This window comes from Leeuwenhoekiella sp. ZYFB001 (assembly GCF_011784865.1).
Classification (GTDB): Bacteria; Bacteroidota; Bacteroidia; order Flavobacteriales; family Flavobacteriaceae; genus Leeuwenhoekiella; species Leeuwenhoekiella palythoae.
This window is the reverse complement of the sequence record NZ_CP050460.1, coordinates 3,768,158-3,792,016: the sequence shown is the minus strand read 5'-3', so window position 1 is coordinate 3,792,016 and position 23,859 is coordinate 3,768,158. Positions and strand designations below refer to the sequence as shown.

Annotated in this window: 19 protein-coding genes and 1 pseudogene; 16 read left to right on the top strand and 4 right to left on the bottom strand. The window is 41.4% G+C overall.

The window, feature by feature from the left end:
• Positions 1-7 precede the first annotated feature (7 nt).
• From HCN54_RS16380 to HCN54_RS16345, 8 genes are all read left to right on the top strand, one after another.
• Positions 8-1,429: a RagB/SusD family nutrient uptake outer membrane protein gene (locus HCN54_RS16380; protein ID WP_167598629.1), complete on the top strand. Its 1,422-nt coding sequence runs from the start codon at positions 8-10 to the stop codon at positions 1,427-1,429.
• An 18-nt stretch (positions 1,430-1,447) separates the two neighbouring features.
• Positions 1,448-2,821, top strand: coding sequence for a glucoamylase family protein (locus HCN54_RS16375; protein ID WP_167598628.1), 1,374 nt, complete (start codon positions 1,448-1,450; stop codon positions 2,819-2,821).
• Positions 2,817-4,214: a glucoamylase family protein gene (locus tag HCN54_RS16370; RefSeq protein WP_240924980.1), complete on the top strand. Its 1,398-nt coding sequence runs from the start codon at positions 2,817-2,819 to the stop codon at positions 4,212-4,214. The genes HCN54_RS16375 and HCN54_RS16370 overlap by 5 nt, the downstream gene beginning before the upstream one ends.
• 1 nt (position 4,215) lies before the next feature.
• Positions 4,216-4,992, top strand: a complete 777-nt coding sequence (locus tag HCN54_RS16365; protein WP_167598626.1) for a prolyl oligopeptidase family serine peptidase — start codon at positions 4,216-4,218, stop codon at positions 4,990-4,992.
• A gap of 30 nt (positions 4,993-5,022) precedes the next feature.
• A complete protein-coding gene (gene bglX / locus HCN54_RS16360) occupies positions 5,023-7,299 on the top strand; it encodes a beta-glucosidase BglX (RefSeq protein ID WP_167598625.1) in 2,277 nt (758 codons plus the stop codon).
• An 11-nt stretch (positions 7,300-7,310) separates the two neighbouring features.
• Positions 7,311-8,216, top strand: coding sequence for an alpha/beta hydrolase (locus HCN54_RS16355; protein WP_167598624.1), 906 nt, complete (start codon positions 7,311-7,313; stop codon positions 8,214-8,216).
• Positions 8,217-8,220: 4 nt separating this feature from the next.
• Entirely contained in the window at positions 8,221-9,864 is a 1,644-nt protein-coding gene (locus HCN54_RS16350) for a sulfatase (protein WP_167598623.1), read from the top strand.
• 78 nt (positions 9,865-9,942) lie between these two features.
• Positions 9,943-10,782 carry an endonuclease/exonuclease/phosphatase family protein gene (locus HCN54_RS16345; protein ID WP_167598622.1) on the top strand — a complete coding sequence of 280 codons (840 nt, stop codon included), beginning with the start codon at positions 9,943-9,945 and terminating at the stop codon, positions 10,780-10,782.
• A gap of 206 nt (positions 10,783-10,988) precedes the next feature.
• Here the strand turns inward: HCN54_RS16345 and HCN54_RS16340 are convergent, their stop codons facing one another.
• Positions 10,989-11,600, bottom strand: a complete 612-nt coding sequence (locus HCN54_RS16340; protein ID WP_167598621.1) for a DEAD/DEAH box helicase — start codon at positions 11,598-11,600, stop codon at positions 10,989-10,991.
• A 268-nt stretch (positions 11,601-11,868) separates the two neighbouring features.
• Here HCN54_RS16340 and HCN54_RS16335 point away from each other — a divergent pair, with 268 nt between their 5' ends.
• Complete coding sequence (locus tag HCN54_RS16335; RefSeq protein WP_167598620.1) at positions 11,869-14,241, top strand: S9 family peptidase; 2,373 nt, start codon at positions 11,869-11,871, stop codon at positions 14,239-14,241.
• Between the two features lie 59 nt (positions 14,242-14,300).
• On the opposite strand, the gene HCN54_RS16330 is transcribed toward HCN54_RS16335, so the two are convergent.
• Together HCN54_RS16330 and HCN54_RS16325 are read right to left on the bottom strand one after the other, a co-directional pair.
• Complete coding sequence (locus tag HCN54_RS16330) at positions 14,301-15,080, bottom strand: DUF1206 domain-containing protein (protein WP_167598619.1); 780 nt, start codon at positions 15,078-15,080, stop codon at positions 14,301-14,303.
• Positions 15,081-15,103: 23 nt separating this feature from the next.
• Positions 15,104-15,994, bottom strand: coding sequence for a phosphatase PAP2 family protein (locus tag HCN54_RS16325; protein WP_167598618.1), 891 nt, complete (start codon positions 15,992-15,994; stop codon positions 15,104-15,106).
• Between the two features lie 403 nt (positions 15,995-16,397).
• Here HCN54_RS16325 and HCN54_RS16320 point away from each other — a divergent pair, with 403 nt between their 5' ends.
• From HCN54_RS16320 to HCN54_RS16300, 5 genes are read left to right on the top strand one after another with little or no spacing between them, the layout of a single operon-like run.
• Complete coding sequence (locus HCN54_RS16320; RefSeq protein ID WP_167598617.1) at positions 16,398-18,824, top strand: TonB-dependent receptor; 2,427 nt, start codon at positions 16,398-16,400, stop codon at positions 18,822-18,824.
• A gap of 11 nt (positions 18,825-18,835) precedes the next feature.
• Entirely contained in the window at positions 18,836-19,555 is a 720-nt protein-coding gene (locus tag HCN54_RS16315; protein ID WP_167598616.1) for a DUF4198 domain-containing protein, read from the top strand.
• Positions 19,555-19,833 (top strand): hypothetical protein, encoded by a 279-nt coding sequence (locus HCN54_RS16310; protein WP_072981339.1) that lies wholly within the window; start codon positions 19,555-19,557, stop codon positions 19,831-19,833. Before HCN54_RS16315 ends, HCN54_RS16310 begins: the two co-directional genes overlap by 1 nt.
• Before the next feature lie 3 nt (positions 19,834-19,836).
• A complete protein-coding gene (locus tag HCN54_RS16305) occupies positions 19,837-20,139 on the top strand; it encodes a hypothetical protein (protein ID WP_167598615.1) in 303 nt (100 codons plus the stop codon).
• 3 nt (positions 20,140-20,142) lie between these two features.
• Positions 20,143-21,822: a PepSY-associated TM helix domain-containing protein gene (locus tag HCN54_RS16300; RefSeq protein ID WP_167598614.1), complete on the top strand. Its 1,680-nt coding sequence runs from the start codon at positions 20,143-20,145 to the stop codon at positions 21,820-21,822.
• Here HCN54_RS16300 and HCN54_RS17505 read toward each other — a convergent pair.
• A pseudogene (locus tag HCN54_RS17505) lies at positions 21,772-22,494 on the bottom strand (DUF6252 family protein); the annotation flags it as partial. The gene HCN54_RS16300 and the pseudogene HCN54_RS17505 sit on opposite strands and share 51 nt — an antisense overlap.
• Before the next feature lie 278 nt (positions 22,495-22,772).
• On the opposite strand from HCN54_RS17505, the gene HCN54_RS16295 reads away from it, so the two are divergent.
• Positions 22,773-23,315 (top strand): 30S ribosomal protein S16, encoded by a 543-nt coding sequence (locus HCN54_RS16295; protein WP_167598613.1) that lies wholly within the window; start codon positions 22,773-22,775, stop codon positions 23,313-23,315.
• Between the two features lie 11 nt (positions 23,316-23,326).
• Entirely contained in the window at positions 23,327-23,851 is a 525-nt protein-coding gene (gene rimM / locus HCN54_RS16290; RefSeq protein WP_072981331.1) for a ribosome maturation factor RimM, read from the top strand.
• Positions 23,852-23,859 lie beyond the last annotated feature (8 nt).

Genomic DNA, 23,859 nt, shown 5'->3' with positions numbered 1-23,859 from the left:
AAGCACTATGAAATTTATATATAAAACACTCTTATTAAGTCTGTTTAGCGGACTTGTCTTTAGCAGTTGTGATGACTTTGTTGAAGACGTAGATATCGTTGATCCTACCGCCGAAAATAGCGATGACTATTTACCTGTTGAATTTTTGACAAGCGTTTACGGGATGCACACTGATTTCTCTTATGCATTCTCTTACTTAGGCATCACCGATATGATTTCTGATAACTCAGATAAAGGTAGTTCGCCTACTGATACCGGTACAGACAAAAGAGCTTTAGATAATCTAGACTTTACCTCTTCTTCTGTATCAGTGACCGCAATGTGGACCCAGTGGTACAAAACTGTAGGTCGTGCTTCTCAGGCTATTGAGATCGCGCAAAACTATGAAGGCCAAACCGAGGTGCCTAACGCACGTGTAATTGGGGAAGCTAAGTTTTTACGAGCGCTTAACTACTTCTGGTTAGTACGTTCATTTGGAGCTATACCGATTCAAGAAATTGACTTGGTGGAGCGCGCTCCGGTTGACGAAGTGTACGCTTACATCGAGCAAGATTTATTAGATGCAATTGATGCGCTTCCTCTTAAGAGTGACTATTCTAGCACAGACCTTGGTCGTGCTACTAAAGGTGCTGCTCAAGGATTATTGGCTAAGGTTTATTTATACCAAGAGCGTTGGCAAGACGCTGCAGATATGGCAAATAATGTGATCACTTCTAACCAATACAGTCTTGATCCTGATTATGCCAATATCTGGAGAGAAACCGGTGAAAACGGTCCCGGCTCGTTATTTGAAATTCAAGCAAGAGGTGAAATTCCTCAGCACGGGGTACAACAATATTCTCAAACCCAAGGTGCCCGTGGTACTAATGGTTGGGGATGGGGTTTCAACTCACCTTCTCAAAATTTAGAAGATGCATTTAATGCCGCAGGTGATGAGATCCGCCGTGATGCAACGATCATTTTTGCAGGAGAAACTCTGTTTGATGGTCGCGAGGTTAACGCTGGTGTTGAAAATCCACGTTACAGCGAGAAAGCGTATTCTTCAATCAATGCAGGTCAAGGTGACGGAGATAAGAACATAAGAGTGTTGCGCTACGCGGAAGTATTGCTTATTCGCGCTGAAGCATTAAACGAACTTGGTCAATCTAGTGCTGCTCTGGCACCGCTTAACCAAGTGAGAACACGCGTTTCATTACCCGCTGTAACTTCTACAGATCAAGGAAGCGTACGCCAAGCGATCTGGACAGAGCGTCGTCTGGAGTTAGCTATGGAGCACGACCGCTGGTTTGATCTTATACGTACCGGGCAAGCAGAAGCTGCAATGGCAGCAGACGGTAAAACCTTTGTAACCGGTAAGCACGAGTTATTCCCAATTCCTAATAACCAATTGGTACAAACTCCAGAAATGTCTCAGAATCCTGGGTACTAAACATATTAAAGAAGCTTTATGCGTTTTATTTTAATTGTAGTGATTTTTGCAGCCTTTGTTGCCTGCAAGGATCAAAATACTACGGAAGAAAACCGGGAAGTGGCTGCCACCACTTCCCAAACTTCCATAGATGAAGAACAACTTCTTGACGAAGTTCAAAAGCAAACCATTAATTATTTCTGGGATGGTGCCAATAAAGATTCGGGCTTAGCTCCTGAGCGTATTCATATGGATGATATTTATCCATCTGATGATAAAAACGTGGTCACCATTGGGGGGACCGGTTTTGGCTTGATGGCGATCGTTGCCGGAGCAGAACGTGGTTTTATCGCAAAAGATTCGGCTTTTGTACGCCTTCAGAAAATGGTTGATTTTTTAGACAAAGCAGACCGTTTTCACGGAGCGTGGCCGCATTGGCTAGACGGTACGACCGGTAAGGTTAAACCTTTCAGTAAAAATGATGATGGTGGAGATCTAGTAGAAACCGCATTTTTGGTTCAAGGATTACTTACCGTTGCCGAATATTACAAAAATGGTTCTGAAGAAGAGCAGGCACTCGCAGCGCAAATTCAGCGTATGTGGGAAGAAGTTGAATGGGATTGGTATACGCAAGGCCAAGATGTCCTGTACTGGCACTGGTCGCCTAATGTAGGTTGGAAGATGAACTTCCCCGTGGGTGGTTATAACGAAGCTTTAGTAATGTATGTTCTCGCAGCCGCTTCTCCTACCCACCCTATTTCAAAAGAAGTTTATGAAAAAGGCTGGGCTGTTGATGGTCAGATCGCAAAAGATACCACGATGTATGGGATGCGTACGATACTCAACCATTATGAGCATAATGATGACGCTCCGGTAGGTCCATTGTTTTGGGCACATTACAGCTACTTAGGTCTTAACCCAAAAGGCTTGACCGATCAATTTGGTGACTATTGGAAACTGAACGTCAATCACGCAAAAATTCAGTATGAGTACGCCGTAGATAATCCTAAGGAATTCAAAGGCTACGGTCCTGACCTTTGGGGAATGACGTCTAGTTATTCTATGAAAGGGTATGCCGGTCACCGCCCAGGTAATGATCTTGGCGTGATCTCTCCTACTGCCGCTTTATCGTCTATGCCTTACACCCCTAAAGAAAGCATGGCCTTTTTAGAACACCTCTATACTGATCTGGATTCTCTAGTAGGAACCTACGGTCCTTATGATGCGTTTAGCCTTCAGGAAGATTGGTATTTACCACGCTATCTGGCGATTGATCAAGGACCAATTCCTGTAATGATCGAGAACTACCGAAGCGGATTACTGTGGGATCTGTTTATGAAAAATGAAGACGTTCTTAACGGACTTCAAAAATTAGGCTTTTCAAGCCCGTATTTAAAAACCGAAGAAGATTAAGTATTCAATCTACATAGCGCTAACACTAGCTCTACTTGGGTGTTCCAGCGACAGCGGCGATGCTGTCGCTGAACTTCCTGAGGAAACGCCCGAGGAAGGAAATGGTGGAGAAAATCCCACACCTGAACCGGAGTTGACTGATGATGAATTATTAGATCTCACTCAAGAAGAAACCTTTAAATATTTCTGGAATTTTGCTAACGCGGAATCTGGCGGTGCGCGAGAGCGTTACCTTCCGGCTAATCCTAGTCAGGATCAAAATATTGTCACCACCGGCGGAACCGGCTTTGGAATGATGGCGATCTTGGTAGGAATAGAACGTGGCTTTATCTCCAGAACCGAAGGTTTTAACCGACTAACAACCCTCCTCAATTTTCTGGAAAATGCAGATCGTTTTCACGGTGCCTGGCCACACTGGCTCAACGGAAGCACCGGAGAAGTCATTCCGTTTTCAGATTTAGATGACGGGGCAGATTTAGTTGAAACTGCATTTCTTGCTCAAGGATTGATCACCGTGGGTGAGTATTTTAAATCCGGTTCTAGCGATGAACAAGTATTAGCTACGCAAGCTTTTGAACTGGTTTCCGCAGTAGAATGGGATTGGTTTACGCAAGGCGAAAATGTGCTGTACTGGCATTGGAGCCCCAATAATGATTTTGCGATCAACCTAAAATTACAAGGCTATAACGAGACGCTCATCACCTACATACTAGCTGCAGCTTCAGAAAACTTCAGTATTGAACCTGAAGTTTATAATCAAGGCTGGTCACAGAACGGAGGCATTGCCTCTTCAGCAAACGCTTATGGGTATCCGCTAGAAGTAAAGCACGCGGGTGCAGAACAAACCGGTGGCCCGCTTTTTTGGGCACATTATTCTTATTTGGGTTTAAATCCGTTTGGCCTTTCTGATGCCTATGTGAACTACGAGACCGCAACCGTTAATCATGCGTTAAGCAACTACGCTTATTGCGTTCAAAATCCCTTAGGATGGCGCGATTATGGTCAAGATTTGTGGGGATTAACCGCAAGCTACACCTTAAATGCTGACGGAAGTTTAGGCTACAAGGCACATCGTCCGAGTGATGATACCGGAGTGATTTCACCTACTGCTGCATTGAGTTCGTTTCCGTATACGCCACAAGAATCCATGGCAGCCTTACGCAGTTTTTATGATCTTGAAAACATACTGTTAGGACCTGCCGGATTTTATGATGCGTTTAGTCCGCAACAAAATTATGCCGTAGCCGAAGCGTATTTGGCAATAGATCAAGGTCCAATTATCGTGATGATCGAGAATTACCGTAGTAGTTTGCTTTGGCGTCTTTTTATGCAGAATGAAAGTGTACAAGCGGGATTAGATAAACTCAATTTTAACTACACCATACCTCAATAATATGAAGATCCTACTTTCTATATTCTTTTTGCTTTTCACTACTACGCTGGCATTAGCTCAAGATAGTTTTGAACAAGCGGTGTATCATAGTGAGGGAGACAGTTTGCAATACCGCATTCAATATCCTTTAAACTATGATCAAACTAAAAAATATCCTTTGGTTTTGTTCTTACACGGCGCGGGAGAGCGCGGATCAGACAACCAATCACAGCTGACACATGGTTCTGCGCTTTTTGCAAATCCCGGAATGCGCAATGCTTTTCCCGCGATTGTAATTTTTCCGCAGTGTCCTAAAGATTCATATTGGGCCAATGTTGATGTAGACCGCAGCAATTATCCTATTGGGATCACCTTTCACCCAGATCAAGAGCCTACGCCGCATTTAAAAATGGCCAACGAACTCGTTTCTTCTTTTATTGAAGAAGGAAAAGTAGATACTTCACGCGTATACATTGCCGGACTTTCCATGGGCGGAATGGGAACCTACGAGATGGTACAACGCCACCCAAACACCTTTGCTGCTGCGATCGCCATTTGCGGTGCCGGCAGTACAGAACATGTAAAAAATTACGCCTTGAAAACCCCGTTTTGGATCATTCACGGGGCTGAAGATAATGTGGTAAAACCCACGTACAGTTTACAAATGGCAAATGCAATGCTTGAAGCCGGTGCCAAACCTCGTGTTACGGTTTATGAGCACGCCAATCATAACAGTTGGGATCCTGCTTTTGCAGAACCTGGCTTTCTCCAATGGCTTTTTAGTCATACCAAAAACTAAAATACACACAAAGACAAAATTGCAACCCTAATGAAAAATAGACTCTCAAAACTCATTCTTGCTGCCGTTATTCTTATCGGCGCACAAACCTTCGCTCAGGAGGCACAACACATTCCTGAGGTTGAAGCCTTGCTTAAAAAAATGACCTTAGAAGAAAAAATAGGTCAGCTTAACTTGCTTACGCCCGGTGGCGGTGTCGCTACAGGATCTGTAGTAAGTAAGAATGTGGAAGAAAAAATAAAAGCCGGAAATGTAGGTGGCTTATTCGGTGTGACCGGCCCTGATAAAATTCGTCAGGCGCAAGAGATCGCTGTAAAAAACACCCGATTGGGAATTCCGCTTTTAATTGGTTCTGATATCATTCACGGATACAAAACCACTTTTCCTATTCCGTTAGGATTATCCAGCAGCTGGGATATGGAATTGATCGAAAAAACCGCACAGATCGCTGCAAAAGAAGCCACTGCAGACGGGATCAACTGGAACTTCTCTCCTATGGTTGACATTGCGCGCGACCCTCGTTGGGGACGTATTTCTGAAGGTGCCGGTGAAGATCCTTATTTAGGTTCTGAGATCGCGAAAGCAATGGTTACCGGTTATCAGCAACAAGATCTTACCGAAGAAAACACGATGATCTCAACCGTAAAACACTTTGCGCTTTACGGCGCTTCTGAAGGTGGTCGCGATTACAACACCACCGATATGAGCCGTGTAAAAATGTTTAACGAATACTTACCGCCGTACAAAGCCGCGATAGATGCCGGCGCTGAAAGTGTGATGAGTTCGTTTAACGACGTAGACGGCGTTCCTGCAAGTGGAAATAAATGGTTATTGACTGATTTGCTTCGCGAGCAATGGGGCTTTGAGGGTTTTGTAGTTTCAGATTACACTTCGGTAAATGAAATGATCGCTCACGGTTTAGGTGATTTACAAGCCGTTTCTGCGCTTTCTATCAATGCCGGTTTAGATATGGATATGGTGGGTGAAGGTTTCTTAACTACGCTTCAAAAATCGGTTGATGAAGGTAAAGTTTCTGAAGCAACCATCACAAACGCATGCCGTCGTATTTTGGAAGCAAAATACAAACTCGGTCTTTTTGACGATCCTTATAAATATTCAGACAGTAAGCGTCCAGAACGCGACATTCTAACTGAAGCCAATAAAGAAGTAGCGCGTGAAGCAGCCCGCAAATCTTTTGTGTTGTTGAAGAATGAAAACAAAACGCTTCCACTGGCCAAAACGGCTAAGATCGCGTTGGTGGGTCCTTTGGCTAACAATAAAAACAATATGTTAGGAACTTGGGCCCCTACGGGTGATCCACAGCTTTCAACACCTATTCTTGAAGGTTTAAAAAATGTAGCTCCTAATGCTGAAATCAGCTATTCAAAAGGTGCTAATATTTCTAATGATTCCGCTTTCGCGAAAAAAATAAACGTATTTGGTCCGCGTATTGAAATTTCAGAAGAAACTCCCGAAGCACTACTTGCCGAAGCTCTTGCAAATGCTGAAACTGCAGATGCGATTGTAGCCGTTGTGGGTGAAGCCTCAGAAATGAGTGGTGAATCTTCTAGCCGTACCGACATCACGATTCCTAAAAGTCAAAAAACCTTAATTCAAGAATTAGTAAAAACAGGCAAGCCTGTAGTTCTTGTTTTAATGAGCGGAAGACCGTTAGATATCACTGAAGAATTAGCACTTCCGGTAAGTATTTTACAGGTTTGGCATCCAGGTATTGAAGCGGGTAATGCCGTTGCCGATGTGGTTTTTGGAGACCACAACCCTTCAGGAAAATTAACCGCAAGCTGGCCGCAAAATGTAGGTCAGATTCCGGTTTATCACAGTATGAAAACCACTGGGCGTCCTGCTCCATCTACAGAATTTCAAAAATTCAAATCACAGTATCTTGATGCTGCTAATGCCCCTGCGCTTGCTTTTGGTTACGGGTTGAGCTACACCACTTTTGAGTACAGCAATTTAAAATTGAGCTCAAAAAACATCGGACAAAATGAAGACGTTACCGTGATGGTTGATGTAACCAACACCGGAGCTTACGACGGTGAAGAAGTAGTACAACTTTATCTTCACGATGTAGTACGTAGCATTACGCCACCTATGCGCACATTAAAAGGATTTCATAAAGTATTTATAAAGAAAGGCGAGACCAAAACCGTTGAACTAACTTTAAAAGCAGAAGACTTAAAATTCTATAACGGTTCGCTTGAATTCATTTCAGAACCGGGAGAATTTGAAGTTTTTGTAGGCGGAGATAGCAATGCCACGCTTAAAGAAACCTTTACGTTAAACTAATTTTTAGCCAGATGAAACGCCAGATCAGCATTCTTTTTGTTTTCCTTTTTATTACTCTTGTTGCGCAAGCACAGGAAAAATTTGTCGGACAAGTCTATGCCGATCTGGTTAAATCAACCCATACTTACAGCGACACGCTGAAACTGGATTTTTATACCGCAAAACAAGCTGAGAACGACAGCGACCGACCTTTAGTTGTACTCGTTCACGGTGGTGGTTTTAGCGGTGGAAAACGTGACAACCCGATGGAGGTTAAGTTTTCTCAAACGCTAGCCGCTAAAGGTTATGCGGTGGCTTCCATAAGCTATAGTCTTACCCGAAAAGGAAAGCCTACCGGCTTTGGATGCGCGTGTCCTGCTTCAGAAAAAATGGCAACCTTTAAGCAGACAACCGCAGATATTTTAAAAGCAATCGCCTATTTAAAGTCGAATGCTGAATTTCATTTTGATGCTGAAAAGATCATTCTTGCAGGAAGCAGTGCTGGTGCAGAAGGAGTTTTGAATACGACTTATATGACCAATCACCCGGATTTCAAATATCTAGGCGACTATCCTAAAATTGCAGCTGTGGTTTCTCTTGCGGGAGCGGTGGTAGATGCACGTTACATCACCAAAGAAAATGCCGTACCCGGATTTTTTATCCACGGAGATGCTGACAATTTGGTGCCTTACAACGGTCAGCCGCATCACTTTTGCGCACCGGATACTCCTGGGTTTCTTCCGCTGGATGGAGATGCTTTTATAGCGGCTCGATTAAAAGATCTTGATGCCTCCTACACCCTACTTACGGCACCTCAAGGTAATCACGACTGGGCAAATTTGGGTTATGCTTTTGTAAATGAGATCGCGACATTTATCAATGCGGTGGTCAATGAAAATCAATTGATTCAGCACGAAGAGCAGGTTGAAAAAAAATAATTTTATGAAAAAGCTTCTTTCTTTACTCCTTATAGTTTCGGCATTATATTCTTGTAAAACCGAAACGAAAAAAACCGAAGTCGCCGAAGCAAAACCCGAAAAACCCAACATCATTTTTATCATGTCTGACGACCACGCGTTTCAGGCAATAAGTGCCTACGGGCATCCCGTGAGCCAATTGGCTCCCACTCCTAATATTGATCGCATCGCTCAAAACGGAATGCGTATGGATCGTGCTTATGTTACCAATTCCATCTGTGGACCTAGTCGCGCAGTGATTCTTACCGGAAAACACAGCCACATCAATGGGTTTAGACAAAATGGAGATCGTTTTGATGGCGATCAACCTACACTGCCTAAAAAGCTTCAAGAATTAGGCTACACCACCGCCATCTTAGGAAAATGGCATCTGCACGGGTATCCACAAGGATTTGATCATTGGAAGATCATTCAAGATCAAGGAAATTATTATAATCCCAATTTTATTGAAGCAGGCGATACTACACAGATTGAAGGGTATGCCACCGACATTATCACAAAAGATGCGATTACTTGGCTTGATCAACAGCGTGATACTACGAAGCCCTTTTTTATGATGGTGCACCACAAAGCACCGCACAGAAACTGGATGCCGGCGCTGCGTTATGCTAACAAATACGACTCGATAAACTTTCCGTTACCAGAAACTTATTTTACAGATCACGAAGGCTCAAAGGCTTCTAAGGAGCAACTGCAGACGATATATAAAGATATGTATGAAGGCCACGATCTTAAAATGACCAAGAAACTTGGAAGTCCTGAGTTGGCACATAATCCTTGGACAACCGATTTTGAACGCATGACTCTGGAACAACGCGCAGCTTGGGATAAAGCTTATCAGGCGAAAAATGATGCGTTTCACAAAGCCGATTTGCACGGAAAAGCCTTAGCCGAATGGAAAGGACAGCGCTATTTACGCGATTATATGGCGACGATTGCGGCGGTTGATGAAGGCGTGGGAAATATTTTAGACTATCTGGAAGCAAACAATTTGGACGAAAATACTATTGTGGTCTATACTTCTGATCAAGGGTTTTATTTAGGCGAAAAAGGCTTTTTTGATAAGCGGTATATGTATGAAGAATCTTACCGTACGCCTTTATTGATTCAATATCCAAAAGCGATCAAAGCCGGAAACCACAGCGAAGCTTTGGTTCAAAATCTGGATTTTGCCCAAACCTTTCTCGATTATGCCGAGGGTAACAACTTGGCTGCCGATATGCAAGGACAGTCTTTGCGACCGGTATTGGAGCAACAAGTCGCTGATGATGATTTTAGAGACGTGCTTTATTATCATTACTACGATTTTCCCGCATTTCACATGGTTAAAAAGCATTACGGCGTGAGCACCAGACGCTATAAGTTGATGCATTTTTATGATGATATCGACACTTGGGAATTCTATGATCTGGAAAGTGACCCGCAAGAAGTTCAGAATAAAATTGATGATCCTGCGTATGCAGATGTGATCGAAAGCTTACACAAAAAGCTTGATTCTGTTCAAGAGGTTTATGGCGTTACTGAAAAAGAATTTGAACGAGCTCCGGCAGCACGCGTTGCGCGTGAGTATAAAAACTTTGAACGTCTTCGTGGAACACCGATGCAGTAGTTTAATGATCTCATAACACGCCCTCGATATGTATTGAGGGCTTTTGTTTTAATTTTAATTGCTTAAATCCATTCAATTATGAAATCACTCCTTGCAGGCTTTGGTCTGTTTTTTTGCCTCAACCTACTCAGCGCACAAGAGGTAAGCTTAATGACTTACAACATTAGAATGTCTACCGAATCTGACGGAGCTGACGCCTGGAGCAAGCGTAAAGAATATCTTACCAGTCAAGTGTTGTTCTATGCGCCGGATGTGATGGGTGTGCAAGAAGCATTGCCTGAGCAAATGGATTATTTAGGCAAGCACCTTACCGGCTACAAGCATATAGGTGTAGGTCGAGAAGGAAAAAATAAAGGAGAATTTTCGGCTATATTCTATAATGCAAACCGACTTAAAGTCTTGGAAGACGATACCTTTTGGCTTTCTGAAACTCCGGAAAAAATCTCTACCGGTTGGGATGCGGCGCTTCCCCGTATTTGTACCTATGCGTTGTTTAAAGACAAAAAATCAGGTGAAAAATTCTATGTATTCAACACCCATTTTGATCACGTAGGTATTGAAGCGCGCAAAAATGCTTCCGCTTTGATCTTAGCAAAAATCAAAGAATTGAATCCTAAAAATCTACCAGCTTTTGTAAGCGGCGATCTAAATCTGGAACCTGACAGCGCACCTATTGCTGTGCTAAAAACCGAACTTGATGATACCCATGAGTTGGCGCCCAACGGAGCCTTTGGCCCAAAAGGAACATTTAACGGTTTCAAATTTACCGAGCCGGTAACGCGAAGAATCGATTATATTTTTCAGGCAAAAAGCAACAGCAGCAAAGTGTTAAAACACGCAACCTTAAGCGATTCTAAAGATTTGCATTATCCATCTGATCACTTACCGGTTTACGTTTTGATAGACTTAAAACCTTAATTTTTTGAATTATCTAATAAAAATTCAAAAACTAATACTACTTTTGTGCTTTATTCAAGAAATTAATCCGAACACCCGTTTCGGTACTTTATAAAGAAGTTGTGTTGTTTTCGGGTAACACCGAAAACTGGTTTTGTAGTGAAACCTTTGAGAAGCTTTACCTTAAATGGTGAGGCTTTTTTGTTTTAAATACGGCAAAAAAAACTCTAAGCTTTAATGATCGGTGCGTTGAACATAAAACTATCTAACCACCGCTCAAATCTGCTGTCAAATTTTTCTGCAAAAACCAAGTATTGACACTTCCCAATACTTTCAGGCGTGCGGGTTACTTCAGAAAGATTACTGTTTCTAAAAACAAAACCTGCGTCTTCTATTATGCACATTTGTAGCTTATTGAGGTTGATTCCGTTTAGGTAAAAAATCTTGTTGAGGCGCTTAGGAGTCGCAATGACGATATCAGTGCCATCATAAATCTCATCGCGTTGATCGTCTATGTTTTTCTCATCGTATGCACAATAAACACGAAGATCTGTGCCTTGAGTATAACTGTGAAATTCAGATTCAAGATCTAAAGCTGCTTGCTTGTCTTTAACAAAAATGAGCACACGCGGCGCGTCTTCAAAAGCCCTTCCTTTCAATTTCTGAATTGTGCTGATGACAATAGTAGTGGTTTTGCCGGAACCTTCGGGAGCTATTGCAAACATACTCATCCCTCCTTTTATTTTTGAAAAGATCTTTTTCTGAAAAGGTAAGGGAGCTGTAAAGCCTTTGCGTTGCAAAGTTTCTTTCAAGGGCTCTATCAATTTTTTAAACGACATAACGCGTATTTCTGGAGTGAACGCAAATATAGTTGATGTAAACTAACTCAGGACAAGCCCAAGAGGCATTGCTTGGAAACAAATTTTCAATTTCTAGGCATCCCTGTTGTTATCGGGACGGAATATTTAACCCTTTGGCGGTGCCAATAAAAAGGTTTCTGCCATTAGCAAGTTTACAATTAAGGCGTACTTTTTTTAGAGTATTCCAATCAACTGCTTTTGCAACTATTCTGTAACTTACCGCAACTAAAATTTCAATGACTTCTCTATGAACAAAACACTACACGCCTTGCTTTTTGCTTTTGTAGCCTTAGGCAGTACGGCACTTTTTGCACAGTCTAGTGCACTTTCGGTAGAAAAAATTATGCAAGACCCTAAATGGATGGGAACTTTTCCTGACCGGATTAATTGGGGGCCGCAGAGTAAAACCATTTACTTCAACTACAATCCTGAAGAAAATCCGTCAGACAGTCTTTATAAGATCGAAGTTTCAAATCTTGACAAAATCCAAAAAGTAAGTCTCGCCGAGCGCAAAACGATGACCAGTCCGTACGGCACTTGGAATCAAGATAAAAGCAAAAAACTGTATTCTGAAGACGGCGCACTTCATCTTTACGATCTAAAAAAAGATACTTCTAAAGAACTTGTCAACCTTGGTGGGCGTTTAGGAAATCCTACATTTTTAGCTGACGAAGCGCAAATTTCCTTTGAGTATGATGACAATGCCTATTTGCTGAATACAGAAACCGGGACGCTTAAAAAACTGACTAATATTCAAGAAGGCAAAGCACGAGAAGATCGAGAAGAAAAACTTTCTGAAAAGAACCAATGGTTGAAAGATGAAAATTTGAGTTTATTGCAAATTGTGCGTGAGCGGGAGGAGCAAGATTCGCTTTCTAAGGCTTATCGTGAGATGACCGCAGATCCTGAGCCCTACACCTTTTATCACGGCGACAAACAAGTAGCGGGATTGCAAGTGAGCCCAAAAGCTGATTTTGTCACCATTATGTTGATGGAACGTGACCGCGGCGAAAGCACTGACATACCTAATTATGTAGATGCGAGCGGATATACCAAAAACTTGCGCGCGCGCAGTAAAGTAGGTGAAGATAAAACCGAAGTCTCTTTAGCAGTTTACAACATTAAGAAAGACACGGTTTATAGCGTTGACACTTCAAAACTTTCGGGGATCACAGATTTACCCGATTATACCAAAGATTATCCTGATAAAGAGTGGGAAGAAAAAGAGCGCGATGTGATTGTTTCCCAAGCGATCTTTTCTGAAGATGGAAGTAAGGCTATCGTGAACGTTCGCTCTAAAGACAATAAAGACCGCTGGATCGCAATGCTGAATCTTGAAAACGGCAGTCTTGAAACCTTAGATCGTCAACGCGACGAAGCCTGGATCGCCGGTCCCGGAATCGGATGGTCTTTTGGTGGTGGAACTTTAGGTTGGTTGCCAGATAATAAACATATTTATTTTCAGTCTGAGGCAAGCGGGTATTCACACCTGTATTTGTTAGACGTAACTACAGGAACCAAAAAAGCACTGACCGAAGGTAATTACGAAGTGTTTGATCCTGTTTTGTCTAATGATAAAAAATCTTGGTTTTTGACCACTTCAGAAGTTGGACCGGGAGAACGTCATTTTTACAAAATGCCGGTGATGGGTGGTTCGATGCAAAAGCTCACCAACCTCCCTGGAAACAACGAAGTAAGTCTTTCTCCTGACGAAAAAAATATGGCAATTCGTAATTCCTTCAGCAATAAACCTTGGGAATTGTACTTTAAGAAAACTGGTTCGTCTAAAGATGCGCAGCAATTGACTTCCGGTCAATCTGAAGCGTTTAAAGCTTATAATTGGCGCGTACCGGAGAACATCACGTTTAAAGCAGACGATGGCGCTATGGTGCCTGCACGTTTGTATGTTCCTGAAGCTTCTGTAAAAAATAACGCAGCGGTGGTTTTTGTACACGGAGCCGGTTATTTACAGAATGCACACAAATGGTGGTCAAGCTATTTTAGAGAATATATGTTCAACAATATGTTGACCGATCTGGGCTATACGGTGATCGATATTGATTATCGCGCAAGCGCCGGTTATGGTCGCGATTGGAGAACCGGAATTTATCGCCATATGGGCGGAAAAGATCTTTCTGATCAGGTTGATGGCGTTGAATATTTAATCGAAAACTACGATATCGACCCTGAAAAAGTTGGCATCTACGGCGGAAGCTACGGTGGATTCATCACATTAATGGCATTATTCAATGAGCCGGAAACTTTTAAAGCTGGAGCTGCACTACGCTCGGTGACTGATTGGGCACATTATAACCACGGGTATACAGCCAATATTCTTAACGAGCCCTCTCAAGATCCTATCGCTTACAAACGCTCTTCGCCTATTTATTTCGCCGAAGGCTTAGAAGGTGATTTATTGATAGAACACGGAATGGTAGACACCAATGTACATTTTCAAGACGTGGTGCGCCTAACACAGCGTTTGATCGAGTTAGGAAAAGATAATTGGGAACTGGCGGTTTATCCGGTAGAAAGTCACGGTTTTGTAGAACCCAGCAGCTGGACCGATGAATACAAACGTATTCTAAAACTCTTCAATGAAAGCTTATTAGAGAAGTAATTAAAAGAGCTAATTAAACATACTAAAGGCTGTCTGAAATTTTCTTTCGGGCAGCTTTTTTACATGAAAATCTTTCGGTAACGCACTTCGACTAAAACATAAAAGGAATACACGATAAAACCTAAAGCGATGATCCCTAAAATGAACGTACCAAAATTATACTGCATGTACGTAAAAGCAGCTTCTTTATTGGCGCTAGAAATATCCCTGTTGGTAAAGGCAGCATCAAGCAGCAACAGTGCAGCCACACCCAGAGTAAAGCCTCGGCTTGCATAGCCGATGATTCCAAAGGTTAAAGCCCACTTTTTAAAAGAATCAGGAATTTTGTCGTAATGTATGGTCTTTGTGAAGATTCGGGAGAATGCGATGTAAAACTCATTGCACGTGCCGCCAAGCATACCTATAGCAGCGCCAAGCACTACCACAGAGCCCAAATCACTATGTATAAAGTCTTGAAAATCTGAAGAAGAAAACCAGTAAACCCCCGAAGCCTGCAGCGCCACCTGAATCGCATTTAAGGCAATGAAAGCATAAACTAAACCTCCAAAACAGAAAGCGATGCGCTGTGCAAGACCGTTAAGACTGGTCCCATAATTTTCGTTATCTACAATACTCTCGTATACCCGCCAAAACACGTAGCCAAAAAGCCCGGCTGCAAAAAGAATAAGTATGGCTTTACCATACTCTTCTTTGACAATCACATTGAGCAACGTAGAAGTGCCTGCTTTAAAACCACCAAGGCCAAAAGCTTCTAAGGCTGTTACCACACCTATGCATAGAAAAAATAAGGCTTTAGTTAAAAGCCCTAATCGCGCATAGATGTTTTTTTTTGATTTCAAAATAGAGCGCTGAACCTTAGCATTTAAAATTGAAACACAACTCCTAATTGATTTCCTCCAAAGGTCAGATTCCATTCAAAATCTGACTTTTTCATGGCCATTCCATCTTCATCAGGGTTGTATTTCTGGTCATATTTACGATCGAGATATTTATCTATGGCTTCCACTATAAAAGCACTCATCGCCCAACTAAGCGCAACGTCACTTGCCCAGTGCGCTTCCTCATAAATGCGGCTTAATCCCGGGATCAAGCCCACGGCTATAATTCCGCCTTTTACCCATTTATTATCAAACTGCTTGGCGATGGCATACGAAGTGGTGAAGGTCAATACTGCGTGACCCGAAGGAAACGAGCGATACGCTGCAGAGCCTCCGTTAGGTTTAAAATGGTGGTTACCAAATCCCGCACCCGGACGTGCTCGCCCTACCAAAGTTTTACTCAATTGCTGTAAAAATCCGGCTGCTGTTGCGGCAGAGATCATCAAAACCCCGGTGCGGCGTAATTTCTCATTTTTGGTAACGAGCCCGGTTAAATAAATTGCACCGGTTAGACCATAATTATTTTGTGGAGCCCCGGCGTAGCGCCCGTAACTGAGCAACACATCAGGAACGTCATCTTTATGCGATAAAAAATTATGGCGTATTTCGTCATCAAGTAAAAAGAGTCCGGTGGTTCCCGCGGCCACACCGCCTAATCTAAGAAAATCATCCCCTTGCCAATGCAACGGACGTGAATAGGCAAACCCCACGCCGGCAAATACATTACCCATATCATAGGTAAAGTAATTCCATATATTTTTTTCTTTGGCAGTGGTGGGTTTATCAAAAAGATCTTCAATCGTATCCTCCTGAGAAAAAGATATTTGACTGGTAAAAAGAAGGATTAAAAGACTTAGAGGTAAAATTTTATGCATACGTACAGGTTTACGAATTGAATACCGCTCGTTAGAATCCTATTTAAAAATATGAAGAACTCCAACTAGACTATTCGGTCAAAATTAAAATAAAAAGAGGTGCCTGTTGAAAAGCTTAACATTTCAGCATCAACTTATAACATTTGCTTAATGCCTTTTTTGACTAAATCCTAATCAGAAAGCCAAAAAGACAACTGTTAAACTGTTATAAACTTGTCATCCATTTACTCGATAACTTAATTTATATTCAATCAAAACAGCTCTGAAATTCAAAAATTCAATTTTTTTAAGCTTGTAATTAACAAACAGAAAATTATTTAAAATAAATCTAAATAAACTTTGACCCTCTAATTCTACCTAGTACATTTGCGCTCAAAATAATTTTAATTTAATCTAAATAGGTATGCGTAAATTTTTACAAGTGCTCCTTTTTCTAGGAATTACTTTAAGCGCAGCAGCACAAGATGCTACTCTAAAAGGTTTGGTAACAAGCCAAAATAACACTCCACTAACCGGAGCTACAATAGAACTAAATCAAACCACCTTAGGCACCACTACAGATAACACCGGTGTTTTTGAATTAAACCGTGTGCCTGCAGGCGCATATCGTTTAAGTATCTCTTATGTTGGTTTTCAAACACGTTATATAGATGTTTCAGTTAGTACAAATAGCACTAAAGACCTTGGCACTATTCAGCTTGTTGAAGCTCAAGAAATGCTAGGTGTTGTAAGCATTAACGGTAAAAAACATAACAAGTTTACCCGCGAGACAAGCGTAAGTGTTTCAAAAATGCCATTGGCTGATATTGAAAATCCGCAGGTTTACAACACGATCACTTCAAGCCTTCTTGAAGAGCAAATCGTAACCAACTTTGACGATGCTCTTAAAAACGCACCGGGTATTGACAAACTTTGGGAATCTACCGGTCGAGGTAACGATGGTGCAGGGTATTACTCTTTACGTGGTTTTGCAGTTCAGCCTACTTTAGTAAATGGATTACCAGCCTTAACTAACGGAAGTCCTGATCCTGCTAATATTGAAAGTATTGAAGTGATCAAAGGCCCTTCAGGAACTTTATATGGAAGCAGCCTCATATCTTATGGTGGTTTGATCAACATCACAACAAAAAGACCCTATTATGACTTTGGCGGTTCGGTATCATATACTTCAGGAAGCTATGGTCTAAATCGTGTAACAGCAGATGTGAATACTACCTTAAGCAAAGAAAAGAACATTGCTTTACGTGTAAATACTGCTTATCACACGCAAAACAGCTATCAAGACGCCGGGTTCAGAAAATCATTTTTCTTTGCTCCATCACTTGCATATCAAGTAAATGATCGTTTATCATTTTACATCAATACTGAATTTTATAATGGAAGAAGCACAAACCAAACGATGTTGTTCTTAGATCGTGGTGCTCCTTTACGTGTAACCAATATTGACGAGTTAGGTTATGATATCAACCGCTCTTACACCGGAAATGATCTGTATATAGATACGCCTACATATAGTTTTCAAGGGCAAATGAATTATAAGTTAAGCGACAGCTGGACATCACAAACAGCATTCTCACGCTCTAATTCTAAATCTGACGGATACTATTCTTATCTATACGAAGGAACCCAATACACAACCGTTGACGAAGGAATTGTGCTTAACCGTTACATCAGCAAGCAAAATTCTGAAACTATCGCTACTGACATTCAGCAGAATTTTATTGGTGATTTTAACCTAGGAACTATGCGCAATCGTATGGTTGTAGGTCTTGATTATTTAAAAACCAACGTGATCAATAACAACTCGGCTTATGTAAGTAACGGTGGAATTTACATTGGTAATAACCTTCAAGAGTTTAATGAAGAAGTTTTAGGCATTACAAATCCTGCAAATTACACCGATGACAGCGGAATCTTAAATCAGCCGGGGACAGATGCATTACTTGCCGGAAGCCCTATCAATCCTTCAACAACAGAACAGGAGATTTTTAGCGCATACGCTTCAGATGTGATCAACATTTTACCAGAACTTTCTGCGATGGCAAGTTTACGTATAGATCGCTTTAGTAATGCAGATCACGCGCAGACTGCGCTTTCGCCTAAATTTGGTGTGGTTTATCAGCCAATCCTTAATAAAGTATCGGTTTTTGCGAATTATATGAACGGTTTTAGCAATGTAGCGCCGGTAGACGAAGTTACCAATAGTGTAACTACCAACCGCGCATTAGATCCTGAGCACGCCAATCAATTTGAAGCAGGCACTAAATTCAATCTTTTAAACGGAAGACTTAGCGCTACTTTAAGCTACTATGATATTCAAGTTAAAGATCGCGCTTTGCGTATAGATGTTGATGCAACCAACTATTTCTACACTCAAGATGGAACGCAGGAAAGCAAAGGTTTTGAAGCCAGCTTTATTGCAAACCCTATAGACGGTTTAAACATCATTGCAGGCTACAGCTATAATGACAGCGAGTTGACTGAAGGCGCTGCAGATTTTGTAGGCTTACGTCCAGAAAGTGCAGGTCCTCAAAACCTTGCCAATCTTTGGGCCAGCTACCAGTTGACTTCAGGTACTCTTGATGGATTAGGCTTTGGTTTTGGTGGAAATTACGCCAGCGAAAACAAAATCTTCAACCGTAACCTTGGTGGAACTTTCACAATTCCAGAATACACCATCTTGAATGCTTCGGTTTTTTATGGCACTCCTGATTTTCGCATCAGCTTAAAACTTGACAACATTGCAAACAAAGAATACTTTAAAGGATGGTCAACGATCAGCCCGCAAAATCAAAGATCTTTGCTTGCTAATTTCACCTATAACTTTTAATTAAAAGCTTTATGAAAACAGTTTATCTTCTAGTCCTTGCGTTGTTCTTAAGCGCTTCAAACAAAGCCTTAGCGCACTATTTGTGGGTAGAAACAGCAGCGACCGGCAAACAAAACAAAAAGCAAGAAGTACGTGTTTATTTTGGCGAATACACCTACGGAGTAATCGAGGAAGTTGAAGGCGATGCATTTAAAGGTGTTGCCGACTTTAAACTTTGGTTGGTTGATCCTTCCGGGAAAAAAATGCAATTGAATACCACTGCAAAAAAAGATCATTTTGCAGCTGCATTCACTCCTACTGAAAAAGGAGCTTATCTAGTTTATCTTGAAAACCGAAACATCAATGTGCTGGATTATACCGAATATGATTTTGGGATTTTCAAACCAGAATATCAGTCGTTCAAGCAGGTGCTTGTAGGTACTGAAACGCCTGTAGAAGTAAAAAAATACACTGAAGGACTTATCATCAAAGAGGTAAGCAATACTGCTGAGGCGGTTAAATTACAGGTATTTTACAAAGGAAAACCACTAGCCGAAGGAGAAGGAACTTTATCTATGAAAGACCTTTGGACTAAAAAAGTTACCACAGATAAACAAGGATATCTAAATTTTGACAAGCCTTTTGACACTAAATATATTTTAGAGATCACGCATAACGAAAAAGTGCCCGGCAAGTTTAAAGGAGATGCTTATGAGTTTATCTGGCATTGCGCAACCTATTGTAATTTATAATGAGTTATCTGGCATTAGCACTACTTATTTGTGGCTTTTATGTGTTGTATAGTACTTCTACTAAAATGCAACCTAAAAAAAAGCACGTTAAACCTCAAGTGTTTTACCGATACCCAATAAGATCCAAAATCAGCGGAGTACTCCTGCTGATTTTGGCATTTATACTCTTTACCATCGCTATGGGATTAGCAACCGGAATTTTCACCTGGTTTGTTTGTCTAATGACCGTAGGAAGCTTAATTGTACTTTTAAAACCTCTTGACCTTTTTAAAAGATAATTTATGCCGGCAAATTCTAAATATCTTACTTCTTCGGGATGGCAACGTTTTGGCAAAATAAGCGCAGGTATTCTGGGCGGTTATTTGGTTGCTCAGACGGCGCATCTCGCACTGGCTGCTTATCTAGATCACGTGGTGATCTTGATCACAGCCACATTTAGTTTATTTATCGTTTGGGCGGTCTTGATCATTTTAGCTTTTTTAGCCAGAAATCCGTGGAAAATCTGGGGCTTATATTTGGCGATCAGTATTGTTTTTTCAGTTTTTGTTTATTTGGCTCCGCCACTAGAAACATTACCTTCTTAACTTATGGGGCAACGCGTTTATAATATTCTTTTCAACCTGCATACCGTTAGCGGTATTGTGATCAGTGTAGCGCTTTATGTGATTTTCTTTGCGGGTTCATTTTCTTTTTTTAGAGATGAAATTGTCGCTTGGGAGCGCAATGAGCAAGCCTTAAATGAGGACAATCTTCCTAAAGACATTGACCAGATCTTAACCCATCTGGATGAAAAATATGTGCTAGAGGGAAGAGATGTCAATCTCAAAACCTACTACGCCGAACGTGCAATTGCTGTTAATCTAAGCGCTTCAAAAGATAGTCTGGCGCCTGAAAAGGCAAAACAGGCTGTATTTTTTTATATCGATCCTGTCTCTTTAGAAGAGCAATCTTATACTGACGCCTATAGCCTGGGAGAATTTTTATATCGCCTGCACTTTTTTGCTCAAATATATTATCCCGTGGGTTATTATCTCTCAGGCTTTGTGGCGTTTTTCTTTTTATTTGCAATCATTACCGGCGTTCTCGTTCATTGGAAAAAGATAGTTTCTAACTTCTATACCTTCAGGCCGTGGGCTAAGTTAAAAACCTTATGGACCGATGCACACACTGCATTAGGGATCTTAGGATTGCCTTTTCAATTTATTTTGGCAGTGACCGGTGCCTTTTTTATGCTCAAAGCATTACTCGTTGCGCCTAGTGTATTGTCGCTGTATCAAGGTGATCAGGTGCAATTGTATAAAGATCTTGAGTACGATATCCCGGTTTACGAATTCACGTACCAGCCCATTCAAGCACTTCCTTCTATCAATGCTTATATTGAAAAAACACAGCAAGAGTGGGAAGATTATGATTTAAACGAAGTTGCGATCCACAATTATGGCGATGCCAATATGCAAGTCACGCTAAACGGAAAATTAGACTATCAATCTAAATTTAACGCTCCCGGAAGCATCGTTTACACCCCTGCTACTTCAGAGCAACGCATTGTTAAAGATCCGTATCAGCCGGCATCCTATCTCGACGCGGTAAAAAATGTGATGTTTCGACTTCATTTTGGAGACTATGGCGGTTATTTTCTTAGAGTTGTTTCCTTCATTTTGGGTATTTTATCCTGTATAGTCATTATATCAGGAGTCTTAATTTGGCTGGTTGCCAGAGACCGAAAAAATCTACCTGAGAAAAAACGCAAATTTTATAATCGCGTAGCGCGTATTTATATGGCGATTTGTCTAAGCATGTACCCTGTTACCGCGGCGGCTTTTATTGCTGTTAAGGTAAATCAAGGCGCCGGCCAATCGTTTCTTTATTGGTTTTACTTTCTCTTATGGGCTGTCTTGAGTGTGTTTCTTATTCTGAAAAAAGATCTCAAATATATGAGTGATTTCTGCTTACTTTCCGGTGGAATTTTAGCAGTCCTCATTCCCGTCTGCAACGGAATCTTTAGCCAATCTTGGTTCTGGCAAACCTTTGCTCAAGGCCACGTGCAAATTGCATTTATAGATGTCTCGTGGATCGTGCTCGCTATTATTAGTTTTTTCGCATTCGCGAAATCAAAAAAAGTCAAAAACCAAACTTGCTTACAAATAATTGAACCCAAAGGTTCCCTGAGTCACTTGAATGGTAGATGCCCCTTGCGCGGTAAAAGAGAACGTACCTCCGATGGATCCTTCTTGCGTATTATGCGAAGTGATGGTCACCGTGCCTGATTGTACAAGCGTATTGAATCCGCTAAAATAAGCCGCTTGATACGGACTATCAACAGTGAAATCGGTTAACGGATAGGTGCCTTTTTCTATCGTTCTGGGAAGTCGAAGTCTAATATTAGCGGTGTTGTTTGCACCTGTTCCAGTTATAAAATTAGGCCCCGCCGAAGCGCTTACACTGGGTGGCGTAAAAGCCGTACCGTTTATTCTGCAATAAAAAGAATTAGGGACCACAGGATCTAACACCGGTGGTACAGGTTCAAAATAATAGGGTATTTCATAAAAAACACCTTTGGTGAAATATACTTCGGTAGTATCTACAGAAGTCACTGCTCTAAACCTGAATGTGCCGGTATATGTACTGTCTGAAGCACGCTCTACAATCACCTCTCCTTCTCCATCAAAATTGGTAGAAAAGACTTTTCCTCTTACGTTGGTATAATTTGCCCGTGCAGCATTTGTAGGACCTAATTCAAAAGTACCCTCGCCATAATTAGGCAAAACCAGTTGCACCGTTTGCGTTCCCAAAGACCCATAAATAGTTACTTCACCAGCATCGGTAAGTTCGTAACGCATCGCATCAGCTTTGTAAAAAACAGTGTCCCGCACCCCTTGAAAAGCCGGACTGTTAAACGTAATATCATCAGAGCACGAACAAAAAAGCAGCACGCTCATCGCAAATAAAAGGTACTTGATCATAGCAGTAGTACGGTTTAGCAAATTAATCTCAAAATGTACTTTATGCCTAAAAGCAAATTTTTCAAATGCGAAGCAAAGTGACATTCTAGTTAATTGGGTTAAATTTAGAATTTTATCTTCCAAAAACATGTTGACAGCCAGAAATTTGTGGTATATTTGCGCCCTCATTTAGAGAAGCTGTCTTAATACTATTCATTTTAAGATAGTTAATTACAAATTATAACCGGGGTCGGGTACCCCAAAAATTAATTTTTATGCCAGTAAAAATCAGATTACAGAGACACGGTAAAAAAGGTAAACCTTTTTTCTGGGTAGTAGCGGCAGATTCGCGCGCTAAACGTGATGGTAAATTCTTAGAAAAACTAGGTTCTTACAATCCAAACACAAACCCTGCGACTATTGACTTAGACGTAGATTCTTCAGTAAAATGGTTGCAAAACGGGGCTCAGCCTACCGAAACTGCAAAACGTTTACTTTCTTACACCGGTGTATTGCTTAAAAATCACTTAGCTGGTGGTGTGCGTAAAGGTGCATTAACAGAAGAGCAAGCAGAAGAAAAATTCAATGCTTGGGTAGAAGAAAAAGCTTCTAAAGTTGAAGCTAAAAAAGAAGGTCTTACTAAAGCTCAGGAAAAAGCACGCAAAGAGGCTTTAGCTGCTGAAAAAGCGGTTAACGAAGCTCGTATCGCTGCTGCACAACCTGAAGAGGAAGTAGCTGAAGAGGCTGCTCCTGAAGCAGAAGCAACTACTGAAGAAGCTCCTGCTGCTGAAGAAAGCAACGAAGAAGAGGCTAAGTAAATCGTACCACGATGCGCAAAGAAGAATGTTTCTATCTGGGCAAAATCGTGCGGAAATTTAGCTTTAAGGGCGAGTTACTAGCAAAGCTAGACACAGACGAACCCGAAATGTATGAAGAATTGGAATCAGTATTTGTCGAATTTAACGGCAATCTGGTTCCTTTTTTTATACAATCGTGCCAGCTACACAAGTCTACTTTATTACGCATAGATTTTGAAGATGTCAACACCGAAGAAGATGCAGAAGATCTTGTAAATGCTGAGCTGTATCTACCACTGTCTATGCTTCCCCAACTTGAAGGCAACAAGTTTTACTACCACGAGATCATTGGCTTTAAAGTAAATGACATCTATTTTGGTGAAGTAGGCACCATTACCGGTGTTAACGACAATACCGCTCAAGCTCTTTTTGAAATTGATCACAAGGGCAAAGAAGTCTTGATCCCCATTAACGATGATTTTATCAAAAAAGTAGATCGAAGCACTAAGACCATAACCCTGGATACACCCGAAGGGCTTATCGAGATCTATTTGTAATAGTATTC